General features: G+C 69.2%; 18 protein-coding genes. 6 read left to right on the forward strand and 12 right to left on the reverse strand.

Features of this window, described 5'->3' with window-relative positions:
* Positions 1–211: 211 nt before the first annotated feature.
* The 3 genes from QSK18_RS06980 to QSK18_RS06990 are packed head-to-tail and all read left to right on the forward strand — an operon-like array spanning position 212 to position 1,978.
* A complete protein-coding gene (locus tag QSK18_RS06980; RefSeq protein WP_052527093.1) occupies positions 212–583 on the forward strand; it encodes a response regulator in 372 nt (123 codons plus the stop codon).
* A 52-nt stretch (positions 584–635) separates the two neighbouring features.
* Positions 636–1,460 carry a CheR family methyltransferase gene (locus QSK18_RS06985; protein ID WP_232814607.1) on the forward strand — a complete coding sequence of 275 codons (825 nt, stop codon included), beginning with the start codon at positions 636–638 and terminating at the stop codon, positions 1,458–1,460.
* On the forward strand, positions 1,457–1,978 hold the full coding sequence (locus tag QSK18_RS06990; protein ID WP_232814606.1) for a hypothetical protein: 522 nt from the start codon (positions 1,457–1,459) through the stop codon (positions 1,976–1,978). Before QSK18_RS06985 ends, QSK18_RS06990 begins: the two co-directional genes overlap by 4 nt.
* A 95-nt stretch (positions 1,979–2,073) precedes the next feature.
* Here QSK18_RS06990 and QSK18_RS06995 read toward each other — a convergent pair whose 3' ends face one another.
* Positions 2,074–2,736, reverse strand: a complete 663-nt coding sequence (locus QSK18_RS06995) for a TetR/AcrR family transcriptional regulator (RefSeq protein WP_232814605.1) — start codon at positions 2,734–2,736, stop codon at positions 2,074–2,076.
* On the reverse strand, positions 2,723–4,261 hold the full coding sequence (locus QSK18_RS07000; RefSeq protein WP_232814604.1) for an MFS transporter: 1,539 nt from the start codon (positions 4,259–4,261) through the stop codon (positions 2,723–2,725). Before QSK18_RS07000 ends, QSK18_RS06995 begins: the two co-directional genes overlap by 14 nt.
* A 235-nt stretch (positions 4,262–4,496) precedes the next feature.
* On the opposite strand from QSK18_RS07000, the gene QSK18_RS07005 reads away from it, so the two are divergent.
* Complete coding sequence (locus QSK18_RS07005) at positions 4,497–6,134, forward strand: alpha/beta hydrolase (protein ID WP_285617309.1); 1,638 nt, start codon at positions 4,497–4,499, stop codon at positions 6,132–6,134.
* A 76-nt stretch (positions 6,135–6,210) separates the two neighbouring features.
* Here QSK18_RS07005 and QSK18_RS07010 read toward each other — a convergent pair whose 3' ends face one another.
* The 7 genes from QSK18_RS07010 to zwf all read right to left on the reverse strand — a co-directional run bounded on the left by QSK18_RS07010 (position 6,211) and on the right by zwf (position 13,775).
* Positions 6,211–7,437 (reverse strand): hypothetical protein, encoded by a 1,227-nt coding sequence (locus tag QSK18_RS07010; protein WP_285617311.1) that lies wholly within the window; start codon positions 7,435–7,437, stop codon positions 6,211–6,213.
* 80 nt (positions 7,438–7,517) lie between these two features.
* The gene (locus QSK18_RS07015) at positions 7,518–8,036 is read right to left on the reverse strand and encodes a flavin reductase family protein (protein WP_232814601.1); all 519 of its coding nucleotides are present in this window, start codon (positions 8,034–8,036) and stop codon (positions 7,518–7,520) included.
* A complete protein-coding gene (locus tag QSK18_RS07020) occupies positions 8,029–8,559 on the reverse strand; it encodes an NADPH-dependent FMN reductase (protein ID WP_232814600.1) in 531 nt (176 codons plus the stop codon). Before QSK18_RS07020 ends, QSK18_RS07015 begins: the two co-directional genes overlap by 8 nt.
* Before the next feature lie 262 nt (positions 8,560–8,821).
* The gene (locus QSK18_RS07025; protein ID WP_232814599.1) at positions 8,822–9,685 is read right to left on the reverse strand and encodes a carbohydrate ABC transporter permease; all 864 of its coding nucleotides are present in this window, start codon (positions 9,683–9,685) and stop codon (positions 8,822–8,824) included.
* Positions 9,682–10,662 carry a carbohydrate ABC transporter permease gene (locus tag QSK18_RS07030; protein WP_232814598.1) on the reverse strand — a complete coding sequence of 327 codons (981 nt, stop codon included), beginning with the start codon at positions 10,660–10,662 and terminating at the stop codon, positions 9,682–9,684. The genes QSK18_RS07025 and QSK18_RS07030 overlap by 4 nt, the downstream gene beginning before the upstream one ends.
* A gap of 1 nt (position 10,663) precedes the next feature.
* The gene (locus QSK18_RS07035) at positions 10,664–11,923 is read right to left on the reverse strand and encodes an extracellular solute-binding protein (protein WP_232814597.1); all 1,260 of its coding nucleotides are present in this window, start codon (positions 11,921–11,923) and stop codon (positions 10,664–10,666) included.
* 355 nt (positions 11,924–12,278) lie between these two features.
* Positions 12,279–13,775 (reverse strand): glucose-6-phosphate dehydrogenase, encoded by a 1,497-nt coding sequence (gene zwf / locus QSK18_RS07040; RefSeq protein WP_352396473.1) that lies wholly within the window; start codon positions 13,773–13,775, stop codon positions 12,279–12,281.
* A 123-nt stretch (positions 13,776–13,898) separates the two neighbouring features.
* Between zwf and QSK18_RS07045 the strand changes: the two genes are divergently transcribed.
* Entirely contained in the window at positions 13,899–16,265 is a 2,367-nt protein-coding gene (locus QSK18_RS07045; protein WP_285617318.1) for a diguanylate cyclase domain-containing protein, read from the forward strand.
* Here QSK18_RS07045 and QSK18_RS07050 read toward each other — a convergent pair.
* The 3 genes from QSK18_RS07050 to QSK18_RS07060 form a co-directional block, all read right to left on the reverse strand.
* The gene (locus QSK18_RS07050) at positions 16,252–16,749 is read right to left on the reverse strand and encodes an SRPBCC family protein (protein ID WP_285617320.1); all 498 of its coding nucleotides are present in this window, start codon (positions 16,747–16,749) and stop codon (positions 16,252–16,254) included. The two genes, QSK18_RS07045 and QSK18_RS07050, sit on opposite strands and share 14 nt — an antisense overlap.
* On the reverse strand, positions 16,746–17,093 hold the full coding sequence (locus QSK18_RS07055; RefSeq protein WP_232814594.1) for an ArsR/SmtB family transcription factor: 348 nt from the start codon (positions 17,091–17,093) through the stop codon (positions 16,746–16,748). Before QSK18_RS07055 ends, QSK18_RS07050 begins: the two co-directional genes overlap by 4 nt.
* A gap of 105 nt (positions 17,094–17,198) precedes the next feature.
* A complete protein-coding gene (locus tag QSK18_RS07060) occupies positions 17,199–18,191 on the reverse strand; it encodes an expansin EXLX1 family cellulose-binding protein (RefSeq protein ID WP_285617323.1) in 993 nt (330 codons plus the stop codon).
* A gap of 122 nt (positions 18,192–18,313) precedes the next feature.
* Here QSK18_RS07060 and QSK18_RS07065 point away from each other — a divergent pair, with 122 nt between their 5' ends.
* On the forward strand, positions 18,314–18,691 hold the full coding sequence (locus tag QSK18_RS07065; RefSeq protein ID WP_232814592.1) for a hypothetical protein: 378 nt from the start codon (positions 18,314–18,316) through the stop codon (positions 18,689–18,691).
* Positions 18,692–18,694: the final 3 nt, after the last annotated feature.

An 18,694-nucleotide genomic window follows, 5' to 3' on the forward strand; every position in this document is an offset into this window, starting at 1 on the left:
GTGTGGATTCGGTGGCGAGTGCGGCGCAGGCCTCCAGTTCCAGTATCCAGCAGGCCGAGCGGGCCTCGGGTGAGCTGGCCGGGCTCTCGACCGAGCTACGTCAGCTGGTCGCCCGCTTCCGGCTCTGACCCATTCCGCCGCAGGCATTCCCGCCTGCGGTGACGACATCGAACCGACCGGCTGAGATCAGCACGAGAGAGATAGGCGGATCATGCAGGCACTAGTCGTCGACGACTCACGGGTGATGCGGACCATCCTGACCAAGCTGCTCACCAACCTGAACTTCGACGTGGTTCAGGCCGGCGACGGAGCTGAGGCGCTGGCGGCCCTGGACGCCGGCGCCCGTCCGGAGGTGGCCCTGGTGGACTGGAACATGCCGGTCATGGACGGGCTCACCTTCATCAAGAAGTGCCGGCAGAACCCGGAGTACCGGGATGTCGTGCTGATGATGGTGACCACCGAGAGCGAGCAGGCGAACATCGTCCGCGCGCTGGCGGCCGGCGCCCACGAGTACGTGATCAAGCCGTTCACCGACGAGGTCATCGCCGAGAAGCTGGAGATGCTGGGGCTGATCGAGCGGTGAGCGGCGAAAATCCGGAAGTGGGTTCACTAGTGGGTGAAGGAGGATTCCCCCGATGAGTATCGCGTCCACGGACTTCACCTTCGTGGCCGACCTGGTTCGCCAGCGCAGCGCCATCGACCTGCAGCCAGGTAAGGAGTACCTGGTGGAGTCCCGTCTGGTTCCGCTGATGCGGACCAGCGGAGAGAGCGACCTGGGCGCGTTCGTCAGCCGCTTGCGGCGGGGGGACCAGAAGCTGATCGACTCGGTCATCGACGCCCTGACCACGAACGAGACCCTGTGGTTCCGGGACACCGCGCCGTTCGACGTCTTCGCCAAGCAGTTGCTGCCCGACGTGGCCAAGTCGTCGCTGACCAAGAAGATCACGGTCTGGTCGGCCGCCTGTTCGTCCGGTCAGGAGGGCTACTCGCTGGCCATGCTGATGCTCGACTGGCTGCCCCGGAACCCGGGTTTCGACGCCCGGGTGGTCGGCACCGACATCTCGCACAAGATGGTCGAGCGGGCCAACGCCGGCAAGTACTCGCAGCTCGAGATCAACCGCGGCCTGCGCGTTCCCTACCTGGTCAAGTACTTCGACCAGGTCGGCCGCGACTGGGTGCTGAAGAAGGAGGTCCGCGACCTGGCCTCGTTCAAGTGGGGCAACCTGGCGCAGCTGCCGGTCGGCCATCCGCAGTGCGACATCATCTTCCTGCGGAACGTGCTGATCTACTTCGATCCGCCGACCAAGAAGAAGGTCATCGAGAACTGCCGTTCGGCCCTGCGGCCGGGCGGGTACCTGGTTCTCGGCGGCGCCGAGACCGCCCCCTCGCTCGGGCCCCACTGGAAGCGGGTGGACGTGGACCGCGCAGTGGTGTTCCAGCACCTGGGGGGTGCGGCGTGATCGACCCGGCCGAACTGGCGGCGGCCCAGCCGGATCTGGAGATCCTGCTGGTCGAGATGATCGCCTCGGTGCTCGGCGAGCAGGCCGAGCCGACCCCCGAGCCGTTGCCGGCCGCGGTCGGGCTGGCGGTCTCCCGCCTGGTGATCCAGGACCCGACCGACGGCTCGTACCTCGGGGTCGACGTGCGGGCCGAGGGCAACCTGATCACCACGCTGGCCGCCACCCTGCTCGGCGTGGCCGAGCCCGCGCCGGACGACATGCTCGACGTCATCGCGGAACTCGGGAACATCGCCGGGGGCAACGTGAAGTCGCTGCTGTGCCACAACGGTCAGCTCTCGCTGCCCTCGGCCCAGCTCGCCTTCGAGCACGAGGGGGATGCGCCGGACGCGATCCGGGCCGGGGCGAGCCTGCTCGGCAACGTGGTGGAACTGGTGGTGATGCCGTTGCACTCGGCCGACCCGCAGACCCGCTGGCCCTCGGGCTCGGCCCAGCACGACGCCGAGATCGGCGCCCGCTGACCGCAGAACGAGTAGAGAACGAGCAGAGAACGACCAGAGAACGACCAGAGTCGGCCGGCCCGGGGAAGCTCCCGGTCCGGCCGACTCTGATGTGCCTAGCGACCCTTGCGGTGCGCCTCGGAGATCCGCTGCAGCTGCTCGGCGGTGACCGAGGGGCGGGTGCTCGGTACCGGCTCGATGCGCAAGGCCGCCAGATGCAGGTCGAGGTGACGCTGCCAGGCGTCCGGCGCGTTCTGCCCGGTGACCGCGACGATCCCGCGCAGCGCCCACATCAGGGCCCGGACGTCGCCGAGGCTGACCTCGGCCGAGATCCGGCCGTGTTCGCAGGCCTGCGTGTGCAGGTCGGCGATCAGCGCGTTCAGCTTCTGCTGGTGGTCGGAGTTGCCCGGGCTGAACAGCTTGGCCGAGTAGCCGTGGTGCCGGGCCAGCGAGCGGCCGAACGCCCGCAGAAAGGTCTCCAGGCCGTGACCGCGTTCGTCTTCCAGACCGGCCCGGGCGGTGCTGATCAGCTCGTCGAGGATGATCCGGACCAGCTCGTCGACCAGGGCCTGCTTGTTCGGGTAGTGCCGGTAGAGCGTGCCGACGCCGACCCCGGCCCGCGAGGCGATCAGCTCCATGCTGGCCTCGACGCCGAACTCGGAGATCACCTCGCGCGCCGCGGTGAGCACGGCACCGGAGTTGCGCGCCGCGTCTTTCCGCATCGGGCGTTCGATGGTTCCCACGGCGTTCACCCCAGCTACCCGGTCAATCCGGTTCATCACCCACGAGCGTACCGCCCACGGGTACAGGCCGTGTTTCGTGCCCGGGCGCGGTCCGGGGGTCCCCGGTGGTGACCGCCGTGACCGCCGTGACCACCGGAGGGGCCGGCCGCAGGTCGGGGATGAGCAGTCCGGCCAGGGTGGCCAGCACCAGGGCTCCGGCCAGCAGGGCGAAACCGAAGGTGTAGCCGGACTCCTGCGGGAAACCGGCCGGGCCCTGGTGCGCGGTGACCACACTGGCCATCACCGCCGAACCGATCGCCCCGCCGATGGTGCGGATGTTCGCGTTCATCCCGCTGGCGACCCCGGTCTGCTCCTGCGGCACGCCCTGCACGATCAGCCCGGACAGGGCCGAGAACACCATCCCCATACCGAGTCCGAAGACCGCGCAGCCCAGCATGATCTGAAGACGGGTGTCGTGGGCGAAGGCGAACATCAGCAGCGACAGCAGGGTGATCGCGCAGCCGGCCACGGTGAACCACTTGCCGCCGTAGCGGGCCGACAGGTTGCCCGACAGGATGCCGACCGGCAGCTGCACCACGCACTGCGGGGCGAGCAGCAGCCCGGAAGCGGTGATCCCGGCGCCGAATCCGTAACCCGCCTCGACCGGCGTCTGCAGCAGTTGCGGCAGGAAGCCGAACACCGCGTACATGGCCACCCCGAGCAGCAGGGCCACCAGGTTGGCGGTCCAGACCGGCCGGCGCCGCATCATCCGCATGTCGATGAGCGGTGTGGTGGCCCGGGTCTCGGCCCGGATCCAGAGCCCGGCCAGCGCCGCGGCGGCGGCCAGCAGGCCGAGCACCTGCGGTGAGACCCAGCCCCAGGACGAGGCCTGGCTGAGCGCCAGCAGCAGGCAGACCAGCCAGCCGGACAGCAGCAGGGCCGGGCGCCAGGAGATGTGCCCGCCCGAGCGCACCGGGGAGGCCGGGATCAGCAGGTGCGCGGCGACCGCGGCGATCCCGGTCATGATCAGCGGGATCCAGAACAGCCACCGGTAGCTGAGCAGGTCGACGATCGGCCCGGCCAGGACCAGGCCCAGTCCGCCGCCGATCGCGCTGAGCGAGGCCAGGGTGCCCACCGCGCCGGTGACCCGGTGGGCCGGGTACTCGTCGCGGATGATGCCGAAGGCCAGCGGCAGCACGCCGCCGCCGATGCCCTGGATCACCCGGGCGACGATCATCACGGCCAGGTTCGGGGCCAGCGCGGCCAGCAGCGAGCCGACCGCCAGCGCGGCCAGGGCGGCCACGAAAACCCGCTCCTTGCCCACCAGGTCGCCGATCCGCCCCATGATCGGGGTGGCCACCGAGGCGGAGAGCAGGTAGGCGGTCAGGACCCAGGTGACCCCGTTCTGGGTGGTGCCCAGGTCGTGCTGGATGGTCGCCATCACCGGGATGACCAGCGACTGCAGAAGGGTGAAGGCACCGACCGCCAGGGTGAGGACGGCGAAGGTCACCTGCGGGCGGGTGCGTCGGGGAAGGGGCTTCAAGGACTTCTCAAGGGGAGCGCTCGGGTGAGCGGACTGCATCGTGCTCCTTGTCATCGCAAAACGGAACTGGGATTCCGCTGCGAGCAGCGTAACCGCGCCGGAATGCAGATTCCGCTTCTTTTCCGGAAGTGCCGGATGTGACCTGCGTCGCCTCCCGATCGGCACCTTCTATTGCCAACCGGACACATGGGCGGAACACTCGGCGGGTTACCGAGAACTCATCAAGCACGACCTAGTACGCCGAATCGGACCAAGAGGCTGACGAAGAGGGCTGATGCTGAAGAAGAAACTGGTGGTCGTGGCGGCCTCCGCCGCGCTGGTGACCACCACGGTGGTGGGGGGTTCGGTGGCCCGGGCCGCGAACTCCGGCGACTCGGAGGGTCCGCGCACCGCCGCCACGGCGAGCACGGTGGCCGCGAGCAGCGCGACGGTCGCCACCGAGGTGGCGTTCAAGCCCAAGCCGATCAAGTGGGGCAAGTGTGAGAGTGCCGGGCTGACCGAGCTCGGCGCCAAGTGCGGTTACCTGAGCGTTCCGCTCGACTACGACAAGCCCAAGGGCAAGAAGATCCAGATCGCCGTCTCGCGGATCAAGGCGTCGGTGAAGAAGGCCGACCGGCAGGGCGTCATGCTGGTCAACCCGGGCGGCCCGGGCGGTTCCGGCCTCACCCTCTCGTCGCTCGGCCAGTACGTGCCGGACAACGCCGGGAGCGCCTACGACTGGATCGGTTTCGACCCGCGCGGGGTCGGTTCGAGCAAGCCGGCGCTGACCTGCAACGGCAAGTACACCACCTACGACCGGCCGAAGTACGTGCCGAACACCGCCAAGGGCGAGAAGATCTGGCTGAAGCGCACCAAGGCCTACGCCAAGGCCTGCGACAAGGCCGGCGGGGCGCTGCTGGACAACCTGAAGACCCGGGACAACGTCCGGGACATGGACGTGCTGCGTAAGGCCCTGGGCGAGAAGAAGATCAACTTCTACGGCTTCTCCTACGGCAGCTACCTCGGTCAGGTCTACGCCACCCAGTACCCGACCCGGGTGCGCCGGATGGTCCTCGACGGCGTGGTCGACCCGCGCAACGTCTGGTACCAGGCCAACCTCGACCAGGACGTCGCGTTCGACAAGAACATGGACGTCTTCTTCGCCTGGGTGGCCAAGAACGACGCCACCTACAAGCTGGGCAAGACCGGCGCCGCAGTGAAGAAGGAGTACTACAAGCAGCTGAAGGCCCTGGACAAGAAGGCGGCCGGCGGCAAGATCGGCGGCGACGAGTGGACGGACATCTTCCTGGGTGCCGGCTACTACGTCTTCGGCTGGGAAGAGGTCGCCTCGGCGTTCTCCGGCTGGGTCCACGACAAGGACTGGAAGACCCTGAAGACGCTGTTCGACGACTCGAACCCGCAGGGCCCGGGCGCCGACAACGGCTACGCCGTGTACCTGGCCACCCAGTGCACCGACGTGCAGTGGCCGAAGAAGTGGTCGAAGTGGAAGAAGGACAACTGGGCCGTGCACGCCGAGGCCCCGTTCATGACCTGGTCCAACGCCTGGTTCAACGCCCCCTGCCTGAACTGGGGCGGTGAGGTCGGCAAGCCGGTCAAGGTGAACGGCACCAAGGCCCCGGCGATCCTGCTGATCTCGGAGACCCACGACGCGGCCACGCCGTACGAGGGTGCGCTCGAGGTCCGCAAGCGCTTCCCGAAGTCGGTGCTCGTCGAGGGCGTCGGAGGCACCACCCACTCCGGCTCGCTGAACGGCATCGCCTGCACCGACGACACGATCGCCGCCTACCTGAAGGACGGCACGCTGCCCGACCGGGTGGCCGGCCGTAAGTCGGACAAGCAGTGCGACCCCGTGCCGCAGCCCGACCCGGCGGCCAGCGAGTCCGCCACCTCCAAGGCCGACGCCACGGCCTGAGGCACGACAGAGAGGCCCGGTACCCGCAGTTGCGGGTACCGGGCCTTTCCCGTGTTCCAGGGGGATCAGACGGTGATCAGTGCTGCTGGTGCTCCTGCCGGGGCCCCTCGCCGTCCTCGAGGTCGTCCTCGAACTCGTCCTCGAGGTCGTCCTCCTCCTCGTCGAAGTCCTCGAGGTCGTCCTCCGTGTAGCCCTCCACCAGGTACGGCGGAAGGTGCAGGTCGGCGCCGAACGGGGTGAACCAGTGCGCGAACCCCAGCGGGGCCGAGTCCGGGCGGGCCCGCAGGTCCTCGTCGTCCTCGTCGTCCTCGGTCTGCGGGTCGTACAGGATCTCGTGCTCGGTGTCGGCGAAGAGGTGTTCCTCGATCGTCTGACGCCAGCCCGGCTCCAGCTCCACGTCGACCAGGTCCAGCTGCACCTCGGTGGCGTCCAGGATCAGCCGCAGGGCCAGCTCGTGGGCCACGCAGGCGAGCGGCTCCCAGCCGGCCGTGAGCCGCCGGGTGACGTCCGCGGTGGCGATGATCAGCCGCTGGGTGAACAGCGCGTCGTAGCGGTCGGCGTAGCGGTCGGGCAGCCCGCCGAGCACGAAGAACACGTCGTCCGGGGCGTCGGCCACGGTCTCGGTGGTGCCGTCGCGGGTCAGCGTGTCCAGGTCGATGAACAGCTGGTCCACCACCGCCACGGAGGCCTGGAACAGGGCGCCGGCCACGAAGCGGGCCTGGGCCTCGGCCTCCTGGCGCGCCTCCTCGTCCTCGGCCTGCAGGTCCAGCGGGGTCAGCTGGGCCAGGTCCACGCTGGTCAGCAGCTCGGCGCTGGTCAGCAGACGGGCCCGGCCGGCCTCGGTGCTGCGGGTGGTCGCGATGCCGGTCAGGCTCAGCCCGTCCGGTCCCTCGATCACCACGAGCGTCTCGGTCTCGTCCAGGTCGTCGAGATCGTCCAGGTCGTCCAGCACCTGCAGGTCGGTGCCCACGTCGTCGAGGCCCTCGGTGACGTCCGCGGACTCACCGGTGACGCTCACCGAGAACGGTCCCCAGCCCGGGTTGGCCGGATCGTTGATCAGCGCGGCGACGCTGTCGCCGACCAGGCTCAGCACCTCGGGGGCGGCCAGGCCGGGGGCGGCGACGGTCAGGCTGATGTCGACGTCGCCGGTGAGGCCGTTGGTCAGGTAGCCCTCGTTGGTGCACTCGGCGATGGCCAGCGTGACCGACTCCTCGAGTCGGCGCAGCATGCCGTCGCGCTCCAGCGCCGTCGAACCCTCAGCGGCGCCCACCAGGATGGTCAGCTCGTCGTCGTCGTCTTCCATGAGTGGCAGTCTGCCCGACCGGGGACGCCTTCGTCAGTGGGGGCGCCCCCGGTGGTTGCCCGAGGCAGGCAGTCCGGGCGCTACGCGCTCCGGGCTCCGAGCTCCTGGTGGGGGTGCAGCCGCCGGTAGCCGCCGTTGAAGTAGAGCAGCGGATGTAGGCCGGGAGTGGCGTGCAACGAGCGCACCCGGCCCACGGTCAGGTAGTGGTCACCGGTCACGAACTCGTTCTCGAGGTCGCAGTCGATGCTGGCCAGGACGCCCTTCAGGCGCGGGCTGCCGGTGACTCCGGGCTCCCACTCCACGCCCCGCCACTTGTCTCCTCCGCTGCGGGCGAACTGGCCGCACAGGCCCTCCTGCCCGGCCTCCAGGATGTTCACGCAGAACGAACCCGATTCCCGGATCCGCGGATAGCTGCTGGAGGTGAGGGCGGGGGAGAAGGCGATCAGCGGCGGGTCGAGCGACAGGCTGAAGAACGACTGGCAGGTCATCCCCACCGGTTCGCCGTCCAGCACGGCGGTGACCACGGTGATGCCGGAGGCGAAGCCGCCGACCACCTTGCGGAACTGCGCGGAGTCGAAGTCCAGGGTGTTCTCAGCCATGCCGCACCCCCAGCCGCCCGGTGATCGCGGGCACCAGCGCGGCGGCGTTCGCCTCGCCCCACTCCGCCGCGGTCGCCTCGAGCTCGGCGATCCGGGTCATCACCACGTACAGGCCGCGGCTGGGCACGGTCGCGCCCAGCTCGACCAGCAGCGGGCGCAGGTTGACCTCGGTGGCCATGGCGTGGGTGTCGGCGGCGCCGGTCATCACCGGCACCGCCACCACGCCGTTCAGGCCGTTGCTGGGGTAGCGGTCGAGGAAGGCCTTGAGCAGGCCGGTGTAGGTGGCCTTGTAGGTGGGCGAGGCCACCACCAGGACGTCGCTGGCCGCGACCGCGTCGTTGAGCTCGGCCAGGGTCGGCTCGGGCCACTCGAACAACCTGCTCGAGTGGTCGGCCAGATCGATCACCCGGCGCTCGGCGTTCTCGCCGGGCAGCAGCTTCTCGATCACGTCGGTGACGGCCTCCGCCACGCGGAGGGTTCGGGAGGCGGGCTTGGGGTTACCCACAACCACGGCGATCTTCACCGTTCGCACACATCCTTCACAGCGGCCGGGCGCCGCGCACCCTTTCGGTAACGCGGCGCTGACGAGATGGTCCGCCCCCGACCGCCGGCCCGCCACCCGGGTCGCGCGCTCCCGGCCGGCCCTAACCGCCTGCGGTACAGGGACATTCATCCGCCGCGTTCTTGTGTCGCGACGGCAGCTGCAACGTCTTACGCTGCTTCACTCGATATTAGATCGGCCTTCCGTAATGTCAACATTCTCGACAGAAACAGTGAGGAAGGCCCTACTTCACCGAGCCCGCGGTCAGCCCGCCCACCAGGTGCTTCTCGATCAGCGCGAACAGGATGACCACCGGGACGACGGCGACCAGCGAGGCCGCGAACAACTCGTCCCAGTGCTGCTGGTAACCGGTCACGTAACTGTTGATGCCCACGGTGAGCGGTTTGCGGGTCTCCTCGGTCATCAGGGTCAGGGCCACCACGTACTCGTTCCAGGCGGCGATGAAGGTGAAGATCACCGTGGTCACCAGGCCGGGCAGGGTCAGCGGGAGCATGACGTGCCAGAGCGTGCGCACCCGGCCGCAGCCGTCCAGGTGGGCGGCCTCCTCCACCTCGCGCGGGATCGAGGCGAAGAAGCCCTGCAGGATCCAGATCGCGAAGGCCAGGTTGAAGGCCGCGTTCGTGATGATGATCGACAGGTAGGTGTTGACCAGCGTGAGGTCGTAGAACTGCCGGTACAGCCCGACCACCAGCGAGGTCGGCGAGAACATCTGGGTGACCAGCACGGCCAGCAGGAACGCGGTGCGGCCGGGGAAGCGGAACCGGGCGGTGAAGTAGGCCGCCGGTACCGCCGCCACCAGCACCACCGCGGTCGAGCTGACCGCCACGATCAGCGAGGTCTTCAGCCAGTTCAGGAAGCGGCTGTCCGACAGCACCGTGCCGAACGTGTTCCACTGCCAGTCGCGGGGGAAGAACGAGGGCGGGGAGCTGAGCACGTCGTAGGCCGGCCGTAGCGCATCCAGCAGCATGACCGCGTAGGGCCAGGCGAACGCCGTGGTCACCACCAGGCCGATCAGCGAAAGGTAGTAGGGGCGAACCTTTTTGCTTATGGACGTTCGTGGGGCCCGGGGTGCGGTGGTGACACTCACGCCTGGGTCACCTCCCTCCAGCGGATGATCCTCAGGTAGATCAGCACCACGACCAGGATCAGCAGAACGTTGATCACACCCATCGCCGCCGACATGCCCACACTGCGCTCGGCCGCCTTGAAGGCCAGCTTGTAGCTGAAGGTGATGGAGGTGTCGTGGGTGAACCCGGGATTGCGGTCGTTCAGCGTGTAGAGGATCGGGAACGAGTTGAACACGTAGATCAGGTTCAGCACGCTGGCCACCAGCAGGGCCGGGCGCAGCAGCGGCAGGGTGATGTGGCGGTAGATCTTCCACGGCGAGGCACCGTCCACCCGGGCCGCCTCGACGATGTCGTGCGGGATCGCGTTCAGCCCGGCCAGCAGCACGTACCCGGTGAAGGGCAGCGAGACGAACACCCCCACCCCGATCATCGAGGGCATCACCCAGGTGTCGTCACCGAGGAAGTCGATCGGCTCGCCGACGATGTGCAGCGTGGTCAGCCACTGGTTCAGGATGCCGTGCTCGTAGTCGAGGATCAGCGTGAACAGGCGGGCGGTGATCACCAGCGAGGCGGCCCAGGGCACGATGATCGCCCAGCGCATCACCGTGCGGCCGTAGAAGTCCTTGCTCATGAACTGGGCCAGGGCCAGGCCGAACAGGATGGTCAGGGCGACCGTGGCGAACACCCAGAGCGCGGTGTTGCCGAGCACGGTCCACAGGTCGTCGTGCTTCAGGACGTCGGTGTAGTTGCCCAGACCGGCCGAGCCGGTGCGCAGGCCGGTGAACGAGTACTCCGACAGGGAGGCCTGCACCAGGGCGATGACCGGGTAGACCACCACACCGGCCATCAGGGCCACCGGCACGATCAGCCAGGGCAGGGCGGAGAATCCGCTGGCGTAGCCGGTTTCGTGCCGACGGCGACGGAACCGGGGCGCCGCCGCCGGCGCGGCCGAGGAATCGGCCGCACCGGCGGGAGCGTCGAGCTGTTCGGCGGTCAAGTCAGCTCCCGGACTCCGCCTGCTCCTGCAGGTCGTCCAGGATCGCCTTGGGGTCGCCGTCGGGGCCCACCGCTGCGCCGAGTTCCTGCTGCACAGCCAGTTTCGTGGTGTCCCACTTCGGGTCGTCGGTCGGGGTCAGCTGCACACCGGTGAGGGTGTCCAGGTAGACCTTGAGATCGGCGTTGGAGCTGAACTTCTCCACCCCGGACTGGGTGACCGGCAGGAAGCCCTCGTTCTCGATGAACGTGTTCACCTGGTCGGGCTGGTAGTACAGGTCGTAGAAGGCCTTGACCGCCTCGGCGTTGCCGTCCTTCTTGAACGCCATCAGGTAGTCGGTGACGCCGTACGACTTCGGCTCCTCGCCGGTGTTCGAGGGCATCGGGGCGACGCCGTACTCGACCTTGCCGGCCTCGTCGAGCTGCGCGGCCAGCGGCGAGAAGCCCACCACCATGCCGGCCTTGCCCGCCGCGAAGTCGGCGAAGGCGCCGTCGGTGCGGTTGGTCTTGCCCGGGTTGTTCTGGGTGACCCCGTCGTCGGCGAGCTTCTTTAGGAACTCCAGCGTCTCGACGTTCTGCGGCGAGTTGATCGACCAGGCGCCGTCGGTCTTCCAGTTGCCGCCGTTGTTGAACATCCAGATCGAGAACTCGGCCTGCGACTCCTCCGGGCCCAGCGGCATCGCGTAGCCGGCCGAGTCGGTGGCGTCCGCGATCTTCTTGGCGTCGGTGGCGAACTCGTCCCAGGTGGTCGGCGGGGCGTCGATGCCGGCCTGCTCGAACAGCGCCTTGTTGTAGAACAGGGCGCGCGCCGAGGACAGGTCGGGCATGCCGTAGAGCTTGCCCTCGAACGTGCCGCTCTCGACGAAGTTCGGCAGCAGGTCGGACTTCACCTCGGGCGAGAGCACCTCGTCGGCGCTGTACAGCAGGTTGTCCTGGGCGTAGCTGGCGTAGGCGTTCAGGTTCAGGATGTCCGGCGGGTTGCCGTTCTGGATCATCGTGCTGCTCTGCTGGTCGATGTCGTCCCAGCTGACCACCTGGACCTCGAGCTTCGTCCCGGTCTTCTCCTGGTAGGTCTTGGCGAAGTCCTCCCAGAAACCGGCCGTCTCGGCCGAGTACTCGGCGGCGACCAGCTTGATCGACTCGACCTTGCCGCCGTCGCCGCCGCCACTCTCGGAGTCACCGGCGCCGGTGCCGCCGCCGCACGCGGCCAGGGTGAGGGCGAGGCCGGTGACACCGATCGCCAGGGCCTGGGTTCGTCTGTTCATCGCAGTACTCCTGTGTGCTGGGCAGAGGCCGTCAAGAGGTGATGCGCGAGGTGCTTCTCCGACGCTCCGGTCCGCCCCGGAACCGGTTACGGAGGGGTTTATAAAGACGCCTTACGATTTGGCCGTAAGGCTCGCGCACGCGTCCGGACGCCGTCAAGGGGTGGATCAGGACGATCTGCCCGACCGGGCGGAAGGGCACGCAGGCGAACAATGGGCGAAACGCGCGCCACACGCGTCGGTAACCTCGCCCGGCGGCCGATTCAGGCCACTGGGCAGGCAAAACGCGCAGGACGCCCGGAAGCCGAGCTTCCGAGCGTCCTACGTTGTTGCTCTTGTCGTGCTACCGAACTGTCGCCTAACGGTGCTCGCGCCAGGCCCGCTCGAACGGCAGACGCCAGGCGTGCGGGGCGATCAGCTGGTGGATCGCGTTCGGCCCCCAGGTGCCCGGGGCGTACGGCTTGACCGGCGGCGGGTCCTCCAGCAGCGGGATCGAGCGTTCCCACAGGCTCTCGATGCCCTCGGCGGTGGTGAACAGCGTGTGGTCGCCGCGCATCGCGTCGAGGATCAGCCGCTCGTAGGCCTCGAGCACGTCGCCGGCCCGCTCGGTCTCCTGGGTGGAGAACTGCATCGACAGCTTGTCCAGCTTCATGCCCGGGCCGGGCCGCTTGCCGTAGAACGACAGCGACACCTTGGAGGCGTCGGCCAGGTCGAAGGTCAGGTGGTCGGGACCGGCCGCGCCGACGCCCGAGCCGGCCGGGAACATCGACTTCGGCGCCTCCTTGAAGGCGATCGAGATGATCCGCGCGCCTTCCGCCAGCCGCTTGCCGGTGCGCAGGTAGAACGGCACCCCGGCCCAGCGCCAGTTGTCGATGCCGGCCCGCAGCGCGATGAACGTCTCGGTGTCGGAGTCGCGGGCGACCCCTTCCTCACCGCGGTAGCCGCTGTACTGCCCCCGCACCACGTCGCGCGGGTCGATCGGCAGCATCGAGCGGAAGACCTTGTTCTTCTCCTCGCTGATCGCCCGCGGTTCCAGGGCGGTCGGCGGCTCCATCGCGACGAACGCCATCACCTGGAGCAGGTGGGTGACCACCATGTCCTTGTAGGCGCCGGTGCTCTCGTAGAAGTTGGCCCGCCCGCCCAGCCCGAGCGTCTCGGGGATGTCGATCTGGACGTGGTCGATGAAGTTGCGGTTCCAGATCGGCTCGAAAAGGCCGTTGGCGAAACGGAACGCCAGGATGTTCTGGGCCGCCTCCTTGCCCAGGAAGTGGTCGATCCGGAAGATCTGGCTCTCCCGGAACGTCTCGTGCACCTGGTCGTTGAGGATGATGGCCGAGGTCAGGTCGGTGCCGAACGGCTTCTCCATCACCACCCGGGAGCGCTCGACCAGCTTGGCGTCGCGCAGCATGGTGATCACCGCCAGGGCGGCCTTGGGCGGCACGCTCAGGTAGTGCAGGCGGCGCGCGTCCGGGCCGAGCTGGGCCTCGGCGTCGTTGACGGCGGTGGCCAGGGCCTCGGGCCCGGCCGACTGGGGCACGTAGCAGAGGTTCTTGGCGAAGGTGTCCCACTGCTCGGGGGTGAGCTTGTGGGTACCGAACTCCTGCATGGCGGCCTGGGCGAACGAACGGAACGCGTCGTCGCTCATGTCCTCGAGCGAGGTGCCGACCACGCGGATGTCCGGAGCCAGGGCGGAGGCGGCAAGGTGTGCCATGCCGGGCAACAGCTTGCGGCGAGCGAGGTCGCCGGTCGCCCCGAAGAGCACGATCACGTGCGGGGCGAGAGGCTCCTCACCCTTCCGCGACGGCCGTGACCCGGGGGCCGGGTAGGAAATCGTCTGGGGTGCTAGATCGGACACAACTTCGATGATGGCACCACTCCTCGCCCGACGCGAAGGAGACTCCGCCCGCACGGGCAGAAGTTCTGCCTGGTATCCGGACGGCTCAGCTCCGGCGCCGGACCTGCCGATACCGGGGTCGAGATGACCATGGGTGGAGCCGCAGCCGAACCGACGCCCCGGGACACCCCGGCGGCGTCCGCCGACGCGCGCCCGGCGATGCCCCGGCAGTTCACCCCCACGGAGCCCTCCGCAGCCTCCGCCACAGCGTCCGCTGCCGAGTCCGCGCGCCTGGCCGAGCTGCACTCGCTGGGCATCCTCGACACCCCCTCCGAACCCGGCTTCGACGACCTGGTGACGCTCGCCGCGCAGGTCACCGGTTGCCCGATCGCCCTGGTCTCGCTGATCGACGAGCATCGGCAGTGGTTCAAGGCCCGGGTCGGGGTCGACCTCTGCGAGACCGGCCGGGACGTGGCGTTCTGCGACTTCGTGGTGCGCGGGCGCACCGAGCTGGAGGTGGGCGACCTGCGCCGGGACCCACGGTTCGCGGACAACCCGTTCGTCACCGGTCCGCCCCACGCGGTGTTCTACGCGGGCTATCCGATCGGCACCCCGGGCGGGGCGGTCCTCGGCACGATCTGCGTGATCGACCTGGTCGAGCGCAACCTCACCCTGACCCAGCGCGAGCAGATGCGGGCCCTCGCCCGCCAGGTCTCCTCACAGCTGGAGCTGCGCCGGCTGACCGTCGAACAGGCCCGCGAGATCGAGCGGCGGACCGCGGCCCAGCGCCGGCTGGCCCGCTCCCGCAGCGAGTACCGGCTGCTGACCGAGAACTCCGGCGACGTGATCGCCCGCTTCGCCCTGGACGGCCGGATCACCTACATCAGCCCCTCGGCCGCCTCGGTGCTCGGTGCCGGGACGGCCCTGGAGGCCGGCGTCAACCTGCTCGCCCGGGTGCACCCGGACGACCGGCCGCACCTGCGCGAGGCGGCCGAGGGGGTGCGGGAGGGCGAGAGCACCACCTGCACGGTGCGGGTGCTGGCGGGCGACGAGAACTGGCGCTGGCTGGAGTGCGCCCTGGCCCCGCTCTACGACCCGGACCGGGGTGAGCTCGAGATCCACTGCGCGGCGCGGGACGTCACCGAGCGGGTGGACGCGGCGGGCCGGATCGCCCGCTCGGAGGAGCGACTTCGCAGCATCTTCCAGGGGTCCCCGATGGGCATCACCCTGACCGACACCGACGGCCGGATCATCTCCGCCAACCCGGCCATGTGCCGGTTGCTGGGGGTGCCTCAGGAGGAGCTGATCGGGCGGCTGCGCTCGGAATTCGTCCATCCGGCGGACGCCGCGCTGCACCCGGGGGCGATGCGCGAGCTGATGGAACGGCCGGGCGAGAGCATGGAGGTGCTGGTCCGGTACCAGCGGTACGACGGGGTGCTGGCCTGGGCCTCGGCCTGGCTGAGCTGGATCCACGACGGCGACCCGGAACCGCACCTGATGGCCCACGTCTTCGACGTCACCGACCGGCGCCGGGCCGAGACGGCGCTGGCCGACAGCGAGGCCAACCTGGCCGCGATCAACGTGGTGACCCGGCGGATCCTTTCCGGTGAGGACGCCCGGGGGGCGATCGTGACGGCGCTGGTCGACATCGCCGGTGCGAACCTGGCCAGCCTGCTGGAGCGGGGCCCGGGCGCGGACACGGTGATCACCGGCAGTTCGGACCCCCGGCTGGTGGGCACCAGCTTCCACCCCGACGCGGTGCCGGCCACCGCCGCGGTCTGGCGCGAGGAGGAGGCCCTGTTCATCGAGCGGGCCGAGGAACACCCGCTGATCAACCAGGACCTGGTCCGCGCCATGGGGGTGAAGTCGATCCTGTACCAGCCGGTGAAGTCGGGCGACGAGATGATCGCGCTGCTGTTGGTGAGCTGGGACCAGGTGCTCACCGACCTGACCGACCGACGGCTGGCGGCGGTGGCGCTGCTGGCCGACGAGGCCGCGTTCGCCCTGGAGCACGACGCCCTGCTGCGCCGGTACGAGGACCTGGCCGGCACCGACCAGCTGACCGGGCTGCCCAACCGGCGGTCCTGGGACGAGCGGCTCTCGGTCCTGATCGCCGCGGCCCGCCGCCGGGGTGAGCCCTTCGTGGTCGCGCTCGCCGACGTGGACCGGTTCAAGAACTACAACGACGCCCACGGGCACCTGGAGGGCGACGTGCTGCTGCGCGAGGTGGCGCAGGCGGCCAAGGCCGAACTACGGGTGGTCGACGTGGTGGCCCGGTGGGGTGGCGAGGAGTTCGCGATCGCCCTGCCGAACTGCCGCGACGCCGACGCCCGGCAGGTGCTGGAGCGGGTGCGTCAGGCGATGCCCCGGGGCCAGTCCATCTCGATCGGCTACTGCGAGTGGGATCCCGCCCGGAGCACCCCGAGTGCCACCGACCTGATGAACCGGGCCGACGCGGCCCTGTACGAGGCCAAGCGCACCGGGCGGGACCGGGTGGTCAGCGCAGGCTGACCGCGACCCGCTCGAGCGCGTCCATCGAGCCCTGCATGCCCTCTTCCATGCCGGAGTTGATGTGCGCGTCGCGGTGGGCGGCCTCGGTGTGCCCGATCAGCATGGTCAGCGTGGTGCGCCCGGGATCGCCGGCCGAGTCGGCGAACGAGATGGTGTTCACCGAGTAGGCGTCCGGCATCCCCTCGAAGGTCTCGGTGCAGACGATCTTCTCGAACTCGACGATCTCGCGGAACTCACCGTTGAAGCCGACCTCGAAGCCCGGCCCGGCCACCATCACCTGACGCCAGCGCCCGCCGACCCGGAAGTCCGACTCGACCAGGGTGACCTCGCCCTTCTCGCCGGCCCACCAGCGCTTGACCAGTTCGGGCTCGGTGTAGGCGCGCCACACCAGGTGTCTCGGTGCGGCGAACTCGCGGGTGATCAGGATGGTGGTCGCACTCGGGAGCTCGACCTTGGCCGTCCCGGTGGTGGTTGGTGCCGTCATCGTCCCTGCCCCTTTTCCTCGGTGATCAGTTCTTCGAGCACGGTGTCCAGCGCGTCGAACCGCTCCTGCCAGAGCTGCTCGAAAGACGAGAGCCAGGTGCGGATCTCGCCCAGTGGAGCGACATCGAGGCGGTAGACCCGCTGCCGTCCGACCTCCCGCACGGTGACCAGCCCGACCTCGCGCAGGACCCGCAGGTGCTTCGAGACCACCGGCTGGGCCAGTTCGGTCAGCCCGGCCAGCTCACCCACCGGTCGTTCCCCCTGCGCCAGCAGTTCCAGGATCTGCCGCCGGCGCGGCTCGGCCACCGCGTTGAATGCATCTGTCGTTGTCGCTGCCCTCGCCATGACCTCATCGTATTCCCATATAGGCATACGTCAAGGAGGCAAACGAAGGACGACCCGGCTCCCCTCTGCGGGGAGCCGGGTCGTTGTCGGGGTGGTTCAGACGGTTCAGGCGGCCGGGAGCTGCTGGGCGCCGGCCTGCTCCTGGTTCGGGTTCACCTGGATGCCGCTGTCGGTGAGCCGGTTCCCCTGCACATCGGTGATCCGGACCTGGCCGCCGCAGCCCTCGCCGTTGGCAGAGGTGAAGTAGTTGTGCATCTCGCGGGGCAGGGCGACCCAGCCGTTCTTGCCCTTGAGTTCGACCGAGCGGATCGGGTTGCGGTGGTTGCGCACCTGGATGCTGCACCACCACTGGGACGAGCCGTCCTTATACACGTACTTCACCGGGCCGGACACGCTGGGGCTGACCAGCTTCCAGCTGATGTCGATCCGGCCCTGCACCGGCTCGGCCAGCTCGGCGAAGGCCTCGGCGGAGAGGTCGATGTGGCCGGGGGCGCACTCCGGGCAGCGGTCGACGATCTTCACCCGCACGGTGTTGCCCTTCGGGCCGGTCACGTCCACGAAGCTGCCGCAGGCCTGCGAGCCCTGGTAGTCCTGCTCGTTCATGGCGGCCACCATCAGGTCGCCGGTGGGCTCGTAGGAGCAGTTGCCCGCCCCGGTGGCCCCGTAGAAAGTGGCGATGCCGGAGTACTTCTCGCCGAACTTGATGCGGTCGTTCGCGGCGCTGCGGGCGGCCACCGCGTCGGTCGAGCCGGGGCCGGCTGCGGCGTTCTTCTTCGGCTTGGCGGGTTCGGGCTTCTTCTTCGGTTCGGGCTTCTTCGTGGCCGAGGTCTGGGCGGCCTTGAGCACCGGCTCGGCCGCCTCGGAGGTGTCGCTGTCCGGGGTGGCGTCGGCGGACGGGGTGGGGGTGGCCCCGAGGTCGGGGGCCTCCTGCGGCGCCTGGGCCTGCTGCGTGCTGATCGCCAGGTCGGGGCGGGACAGCACCAGGGAGGCGTCGGTGCTGGTGCCGGACTGGGCGTAGAAGACGCCTCCGGTCACCACCACGACGGCGAACGCCACCAGGGCGGCGGCCGGCCGGACATCGATCTTCTTTCGCGACACGTCGGCAGATCCTGGAGGGGCTGGTGTCAGGTGCACCTTCGGCCGGGGTTAAGGAAATCCCCGATCGGCTTTGCGGACAACATCCAGGTGTTTCCCAGGAACTGCGCGTTACGTTGGCCGGCATGGAAGAGAACCGGGCCCGGCGCGTGGTGAACGCGCTGCGGGAACGAGGCATCGACGCACGGATGGAGAAGGCCGGCGTCTACCAGTTCGGACTCTGGATCCGGATCAGCGGTGGGCGCGAGGCGATCTGGGACACCGACGGCTCGGCCGGGCTGGAGGCCCAGGTGATGCGTAACGGGGTGCTGGTCGGGTTCGTGCCGACGGTGCCCGGTTCCGAGAACTTCGACGAGGCCCAGGTGGTCGACACGATCGCCCGCACCGACTACGACCAGCCGGTCGCCACCCAGCGCCGCACCGCCCCGGTGCCGGCTGCCCCGCTGCCTCCCCAGGGAGGTGTCTTCCGGCGGTTCCTCGACGGTTTCCGCTACCGCGACTGACGT

Source organism: Kineosporia sp. NBRC 101677 (assembly GCF_030269265.1).
In the GTDB taxonomy this organism is placed as follows: Bacteria; Actinomycetota; Actinomycetes; order Actinomycetales; family Kineosporiaceae; genus Kineosporia; species Kineosporia rhizophila.

What these genes read in the sequence shown, in the direction of transcription:
- QSK18_RS07015 (WP_232814601.1), bottom strand. Translation starts at nt 8,036, where the DNA reads ATGGCTGAGAACACCCTGGACTTCGACTCCGCGCAGTTCCGCAAGGTG.
- QSK18_RS07065 (WP_232814592.1), top strand. Translation starts at nt 18,314, where the DNA reads ATGGAAGAGAACCGGGCCCGGCGCGTGGTGAACGCGCTGCGGGAACGA.
- QSK18_RS07010 (WP_285617311.1), bottom strand. Translation starts at nt 7,437, where the DNA reads ATGGAAGACGACGACGACGAGCTGACCATCCTGGTGGGCGCCGCTGAG.
- QSK18_RS07005 (WP_285617309.1), top strand. Translation starts at nt 4,497, where the DNA reads ATGCTGAAGAAGAAACTGGTGGTCGTGGCGGCCTCCGCCGCGCTGGTG.
- QSK18_RS07050 (WP_285617320.1), bottom strand. Translation starts at nt 16,749, where the DNA reads ATGACGGCACCAACCACCACCGGGACGGCCAAGGTCGAGCTCCCGAGT.
- QSK18_RS06995 (WP_232814605.1), bottom strand. Translation starts at nt 2,736, where the DNA reads ATGAACCGGATTGACCGGGTAGCTGGGGTGAACGCCGTGGGAACCATC.
- QSK18_RS06985 (WP_232814607.1), top strand. Translation starts at nt 636, where the DNA reads ATGAGTATCGCGTCCACGGACTTCACCTTCGTGGCCGACCTGGTTCGC.
- QSK18_RS07000 (WP_232814604.1), bottom strand. Translation starts at nt 4,261, where the DNA reads ATGCAGTCCGCTCACCCGAGCGCTCCCCTTGAGAAGTCCTTGAAGCCC.
- QSK18_RS07035 (WP_232814597.1), bottom strand. Translation starts at nt 11,923, where the DNA reads ATGAACAGACGAACCCAGGCCCTGGCGATCGGTGTCACCGGCCTCGCC.
- QSK18_RS06980 (WP_052527093.1), top strand. Translation starts at nt 212, where the DNA reads ATGCAGGCACTAGTCGTCGACGACTCACGGGTGATGCGGACCATCCTG.
- QSK18_RS07045 (WP_285617318.1), top strand. Translation starts at nt 13,899, where the DNA reads ATGACCATGGGTGGAGCCGCAGCCGAACCGACGCCCCGGGACACCCCG.
- QSK18_RS07055 (WP_232814594.1), bottom strand. Translation starts at nt 17,093, where the DNA reads ATGGCGAGGGCAGCGACAACGACAGATGCATTCAACGCGGTGGCCGAG.